The organism is Mesorhizobium sp. M7A.F.Ca.US.002.01.1.1, assembly GCF_004022955.1.
Lineage (GTDB): Bacteria > Pseudomonadota > Alphaproteobacteria > Rhizobiales > Rhizobiaceae > Mesorhizobium > Mesorhizobium ciceri.
On record NZ_RZQE01000390.1, the window covers coordinates 1 to 5,776 of the forward strand.

Here is a 5,776-nt window from a genome sequence, read left to right on the forward strand (position 1 = left end):
CATCAGGACGTATCCTATGCCTTCATCAATTGCTTCGTCGAAGGTGTCGAACCAGCGCAGGGACGTTGGAGCGAAGGACCGTCGATGGACGGCAAGGGCGAGTTCTCCCTGGTCGCCGGTTCGCCAATGGGCGAGGAGCCCATCCTGTCGCCGCCTCGGCCAAGTTCCGGCGCCCAGAGCGAGCAGATGATCGACAGGCGGGCAGCCGAATAGGCAAAGATAGCAATGCCGGAGGCAGCCGGCACTCGGCTGTCTCCTGCTAGCGGCTCCTGCGGAGTAGGGCGCACCCATTGGTGACTGGTGCGTGCCTGACGAAGCTCTCCATTTCCGCTTCGACATAAATGCTTCACCTAGGGAACATCGCCGGCTCCGCGAAGTTGGACAGCCACGGAGGACGTGCACATGAACAGTGTCATCTATCTTATCGGCGTTATCGTTGTCGTGCTGGCGGTCCTCTCCTTCCTCGGTCTTCACTAGGTGGCCCCATGCAGCATGAAAACGATCAGGGCGGACAGCCCACCGATTTCGACAAGGCGAAAAGCGACGTTTCCGAAAGGCTTCGCCAGGAAAATGAGCGTGCCAGCGAGTTGCTTCACGACGCGCGTGACACGGTCACCCGCAAGGCTGGCGACTATGCATCTGAAGCCAGGGAGGTCATCTCCGACAAGGCGCAGGAAGCGCAGCGCGACATCGGATCGAGCCTGGCGGCGCTGGGCGGCGCACTGCGCGCGGCCAGTGATCACCTGGCCAACAACGATGAAAGGAACGCATCGAAGTTCGCATTGGATGCTGCCGGTGGCTTGGAGCGGCTTTCATCGTCATTGAAACAGAAGCCGTTCGGCCAGGTCCTGGAGGACGTGCAGTCCTTTGGCCGGCAAAATCCCGGTGTCCTGCTTGCCGGATCGGTATTGGCCGGATTGGCTCTCGGGCGGTTCATCAAGGCCTCGCCGCCGGCGGGTCCAGAATTTCAGGATGCGCCGGGAGACCTCAAATCCCACACCGATCAGGCACAGGGTTGGTCCGCTGATCGGTCGCAGGATTCTGGCGTCGTCGGCGATGATGGGGCCATGCAGAGCACGGAGCAGGACAGATGAACACCCAGGACAACCCAAGCCTTGCCGGGCTGATCACCGACTTGGCCCAGAATGTCACCACTTTGGTGCAAACCGAGGCCAGGCTGTTTCGGGCCGAGCTTTCTGAAAAGCTTGCCAAAGCCGGAGCAGGTGCCGCGGAAGTGCTGGGCGGCGCGATCTGCCTGCTCGCCGCGCTAATGGTGTTGCTGCAGGCACTCGTTATTGCACTGACGCGGGCAGGACTTGGCGCGGGGTGGTCTTCCCTGCTGGTCGGCGTGGTCGTGGCGGCCCTCGGCATTATCCTGCTGCGGACCGGGACGGCCAGCATGGCGCCTTCGGAACTTACCCCCGACCGCACCCAGGAACAGCTCAAGCGCGACGCGAGCGTGATCAAGGAACAGGTGAGATGACTGAGAAATCCGCAGCCGAACTTGAACGCGAGGCCGAGGCAGCCCGTGCCCGGGTGATGGAGACCGCCGAATCCATTCGAGGCAGGATGACGCCGGGACAATTGCTGGATGAGTTCACCGGGCTGTTCTCGGGAGGGGAGAGTTCGGCCATGCTCGCCAACCTCAGAACGCAGGTCCGAGACAATCCTTTGCCGGTCACCATGGTGGGAGCGGGTCTGGCTTGGCTGATGTTCGGCAGTGGTATCGCAGACACCGCCCGCGGTTCGGCTGGCTACTCAATGCCCTCGGCGCCGGGACGACATGATGAACGGGAACGTGGAGGCCTGGGCAGCACGCTTTCCGATGCCGCCGCATCTCTGTCATCAGCTGCCACCAGCGTCGGCGATACCGTTTCCAGCGCGGCAAGCAGCGCCGCGGAGGGTTTGACGGGCAGCACGGCCACTGCAAGATCGGTGACCGGCGACATGGCGGCGAAAGCCACCCGCTCCGCGCAAGATCTGTTGGAGAACCAGCCCTTGGCCATAGCGGCCGCGGGTCTCGCCATCGGCGCCGCCATAGGTGCAATGCTGCCCCATACCGCAACGGAGGATGAGCAGCTAGGCGCCTATGGCGACAAGCTTCGCGATACCGCCGAAACCATGCTCGACAGGGGTCTCGACGAGGCCAAGCAGGTCGCCGCCGAAGCCTATGGAACCATCAAGCAGGAAGCTGGCCGGCAACATATGGAAGCAGACACGATCGCCGATCAGCTCGGCGAGATCGTGAAGTCCACAGCAGACAAGACCGAGCATGCCGTGCGTGAACGGATTTCCGATCCATCTCAGCGTCAAACCTAGCTTGAATGGATCAACGATAATCGGTCTCTTCAGAAGGGTCGGCGTTGTCCGTCAAACGGTGAACCGCTCAATCATTTCAGAGCGTAGAGGTAGGCCGCGATATCGCGCGCCTGCTGCTCCGAAATTCGGGTCGATGGCATGGCCGTGCGCGGATTGATTTCCCTGGCAGATCGTATCCAGCGGATCAGGTTCTCTGGATTGTTGGCCAGCCCGCCGCCGATAAAGGTGCGGTCAGCAAGACTGGCGTCGAGGCGTGGACCGACCTGCCCTTGCGCGCCCGGCACGCCCGAAATCGTATGGCAGCCGGAACAACCATTCGCAGTCATGATCGGCATGGCGCGCGCAATGTCACCTCCCGTGGCCGCCTCCGCCTCGTGGCGGATGCGCGCCGCCTGATCGGACCACCAGGTCATTCCGGCCACGCCCGCAACGAGCAGCACCAGCGCGACGCTGGCGCCGGCAAGCAGCTTAGACAAGCTCGTAGGCATGCGCAGCCTCCCCCCTTCCGCTCGCCTTGATCCACAGCGCGGCCAGCAGCAGCGCTGCGCCGCCATAGATCAGTCCAGCGGGAACCCACATCACCAGCCCGGCAAGTTGCTGGTCTTCCAGGGGGCTCAAATTCCATAGTGCCGCACCCACCGCGTTCTGCGGGTACCAGAGCCGCGGCGAGAGCAGCAGGAGCACGCCAAGCAGGCCAGTGTGCAGCGAGGTGACGAAAAGATGCATCACTGCGGTCCCATAGGCATGCTGGCGGCCGGGACGCGGCAAGAGTACCCACCAGAACAGCAGCCCTGTTCCGAAGAAGCTCGCGTGCTGTGCATAGTGCATCACGCCGCGTTCGAGCGCGGCCTCGAACAACGCCGGAAGGTGCCAGATCCATATGGCCAGGCCGTGGGCAATGGTCGCGCTGAGCGGTCGAGTTACGAAAGACCAAACCGCATTCAGCCATCTGCCGTGCCCGGCCATTCCAAGAATGCGCCGGACCCCGGCGGGAAATCCCCACATCAAGGCCGCAGCCGGGCTGGCGGAGACCAGCAGCGGCGCCGCCACGGCCATCAGCAGTTCATGCTCGATCATATGCGCCGCAAAGATCTGCTCACCGAGTGCATGAATCGGGCTGACCAACGCGGCCGTCAACACGCCCCATCCGGCCGTGAACAGCAGAGCCTGGCGCAGCCGCAGAGTCCTGCCGCGGCTGCTGCGCCGCCAAAGCCGGCCAGCTCCAACGACATATATCAGGGCAAGCACGGCAAGTGGCAGGGTGATGGGCAGCGCGAGCGTCCACCCGGCCTCGGGTGCGCCGGCGCCGTAGCAGATGGAAGTAGAGAACAGCCCGTCCAGATTCATCGCACGCACTCATCCAGGATCAGCGCTGCGCTGCCTTGCATGAGGATCACAAGCGCAAACAGCAACGCCGACAGCATGCCGAGATTGGCGACGAAGCGCTCTGTGGCGCGCGTACGCTCCGGCTTGAATGCGGCACCGCCTCGCCGCTTCGCCCGCCACGACAGCGCCCCGCCGAGCAGCGACAACAAGACGAGCAGCAGCGCCACGGGAAGCACGACCGGCACCTGGCGATTGCATTGCCAGGGCACCAGCGCATAATTCAGCTGTGTCGAGACCGCCCACGCCAGCGGCCCTGACAGAAGACCACCCCAAGACGTTCCCAGGCGTAATGCACGCATCTCAGCCTAGCCTCGGCACCCAGTAGATGAGCAGATAGATCGGAATCCAGGTCAGGACCACGAAGTCCCAGTAGAAGACATTGTCGCCGACATCGCCGAAGCGACGGCCGCTATAGCCGTGGCGCGTGAACATCAGCACAGTCAGCACGATGGTGTCGCCGACATCGGTGATGAGATGGGTGGTGTGCAGCCCGAGCAGCACCCAGAGCATCGATCCATAGGCATTGGTGTCCCAATAGATGTTGAGGGCCGGGAATTCGAACCAGCGCACGACGAGCGGAGCGATGCCGAGCAGCGACATGACCATCAGCCCGATCCGCACCGGCACCATCGAACATTGCTTGGCATAGCGGTGGAGGATGTGGTTAGGCACTAGGCTGACGATGAACAAAATGGTGACGATCGTTCCGGGCCAATGGTTCGGGCGCGGTGCGCTGAGCGGCCAGTCTGGCCATGACTGCGCAAGGTAGAGATAAGCGCCGGCCGCCAGCGCGAAGCCCGTGCCTTCCAGCGCCATGAAACCCAGCGTGCCCCACCAGGTCGGGCTGCGCGGACCGTGCCCGAAGGTGGGCAGGCCAGAAAGATCGGCGGCGGCGCGCTGCTTCATTCCTCGTCCTCCGGATCGCCCTTGGGCCAGAACCATCCGATCAACGTGATGGCGATTGGCGCGGCGCCCCAGACGATCGCCCAGGGCGTGAAGATTGAATAGAGAAACGTGCCGCCGACGGCCAGCGCCGCTAAAAGCGGCCAGATCGAAGGGGCGGCCGATTTCTCGCGAATGTCGGGATGAGCTTCGGCCACGGTCGAGATGAGGAGTTCGCGCGCGTCGACGCGGAGCCCGGTCGCTACAGGGAGCGCCTCGCGCTCGGCCCAGAGCGGCTCGATATGAGTGACGATGGGAATGCGTGCGAAATTATAGCTCGGCGGCGGCGAGGATGTTGCCCACTCCAAGGTTCCTGCGTCCCACGGATTGTTGCCGGCCGAGGTGCCTTTCAACGCGCCATGCACAAGGTTGAAGGTGAACAGGACAAAGCTCAGGAAGAAGAGTAACGCCCCAGCCGAGATGAAAAGGTTGATGTTGCCCCAGCCAAGCTCGGCCGGATAGGTGTAGACACGTCGTGGCATGCCCCACAGGCCGACCAGATGCATCGGGAAAAAGGCTGCATTGAACCCGATGAAGGCCAGCCAGAAATGCCACCGCCCGAGGCGTTCGCTCATCATGCGGCCGGTGACCTTCGGGAACCAGAAATAAGCCGCGCCAAGCAGCGGGAACACCGAGCCGCCGATCAGCACGTAGTGGAAATGCGCGACGACGAAATAGGTGTCGTGGACCTGAAGATCCAGTGGCACCGAGGCGAGCATCACGCCGGTCAGCCCGCCGATGACGAAGATGAAGAAGAAGCCGAAGACGAACAGCAACGGAGTTCGGATCACCGGTCTGCCGTCCCATAATGTTGCCAGCCAGCAGAAGATCTGTACGCCGTTCGGGATGGCGATCATCATGCTGGATGCGGTGAAGAAGCTGGCGCCAAGCTTTGGCAGGCCGGTGGCGAACATGTGATGGACCCAAAGCCCGAACGAAAGGAAGCCGACCGCGATCAGCGACAGGACCAGCCCGAGATGACCGAATGTCGGTCGCCTGGCGAAAACAGGAATGATCGAGGACACCATGCCCGTCGCCGGCAGGAAGATGATGTAAACTTCCGGATGGCCGAAGAACCAGAAGAGGTGTTGGAACAGCAGAGCATCCCCACCTTCGGCCGGGTTGAAGA

At 62.7% G+C, this 5,776-nt stretch carries 8 protein-coding genes and 1 pseudogene; 4 read left to right on the forward strand and 5 right to left on the reverse strand.

Annotation, left to right across the window (positions count from 1 at the left end):
• The 4 genes and pseudogenes from EN932_RS27460 to EN932_RS27475 all read left to right on the forward strand — a co-directional run.
• Nucleotides 1-213 (forward strand): annotated as a pseudogene (locus tag EN932_RS27460) (catalase); the annotation flags it as partial.
• 272 nt (nucleotides 214-485) lie between these two features.
• On the forward strand, nucleotides 486-1,094 hold the full coding sequence (locus tag EN932_RS27465) for a DUF1206 domain-containing protein (protein ID WP_127371052.1): 609 nt from the start codon (nucleotides 486-488) through the stop codon (nucleotides 1,092-1,094).
• Nucleotides 1,091-1,483, forward strand: a complete 393-nt coding sequence (locus EN932_RS27470; RefSeq protein ID WP_013525134.1) for a phage holin family protein — start codon at nucleotides 1,091-1,093, stop codon at nucleotides 1,481-1,483. Before EN932_RS27465 ends, EN932_RS27470 begins: the two co-directional genes overlap by 4 nt.
• 56 nt (nucleotides 1,484-1,539) lie before the next feature.
• Nucleotides 1,540-2,319 (forward strand): hypothetical protein, encoded by a 780-nt coding sequence (locus tag EN932_RS27475; protein ID WP_245461863.1) that lies wholly within the window; start codon nucleotides 1,540-1,542, stop codon nucleotides 2,317-2,319.
• 71 nt (nucleotides 2,320-2,390) lie between these two features.
• On the opposite strand, the gene EN932_RS27480 is transcribed toward EN932_RS27475, so the two are convergent.
• The 5 genes from EN932_RS27480 to EN932_RS27500 form a co-directional block, all read right to left on the reverse strand.
• The gene (locus tag EN932_RS27480; RefSeq protein WP_063170780.1) at nucleotides 2,391-2,807 is read right to left on the reverse strand and encodes a c-type cytochrome; all 417 of its coding nucleotides are present in this window, start codon (nucleotides 2,805-2,807) and stop codon (nucleotides 2,391-2,393) included.
• Complete coding sequence (locus EN932_RS27485) at nucleotides 2,788-3,666, reverse strand: cytochrome c oxidase assembly protein (RefSeq protein WP_024504617.1); 879 nt, start codon at nucleotides 3,664-3,666, stop codon at nucleotides 2,788-2,790. Before EN932_RS27485 ends, EN932_RS27480 begins: the two co-directional genes overlap by 20 nt.
• On the reverse strand, nucleotides 3,663-4,004 hold the full coding sequence (locus tag EN932_RS27490; RefSeq protein WP_127367250.1) for a hypothetical protein: 342 nt from the start codon (nucleotides 4,002-4,004) through the stop codon (nucleotides 3,663-3,665). Before EN932_RS27490 ends, EN932_RS27485 begins: the two co-directional genes overlap by 4 nt.
• A gap of 1 nt (nucleotide 4,005) precedes the next feature.
• On the reverse strand, nucleotides 4,006-4,611 hold the full coding sequence (locus tag EN932_RS27495; RefSeq protein ID WP_013525139.1) for a cytochrome c oxidase subunit 3: 606 nt from the start codon (nucleotides 4,609-4,611) through the stop codon (nucleotides 4,006-4,008).
• Nucleotides 4,608-5,776: cbb3-type cytochrome c oxidase subunit I (locus tag EN932_RS27500; protein WP_206618966.1), on the reverse strand; the 1,169-nt coding region annotated here is incomplete at its 5' end. The genes EN932_RS27495 and EN932_RS27500, both read right to left, overlap by 4 nt.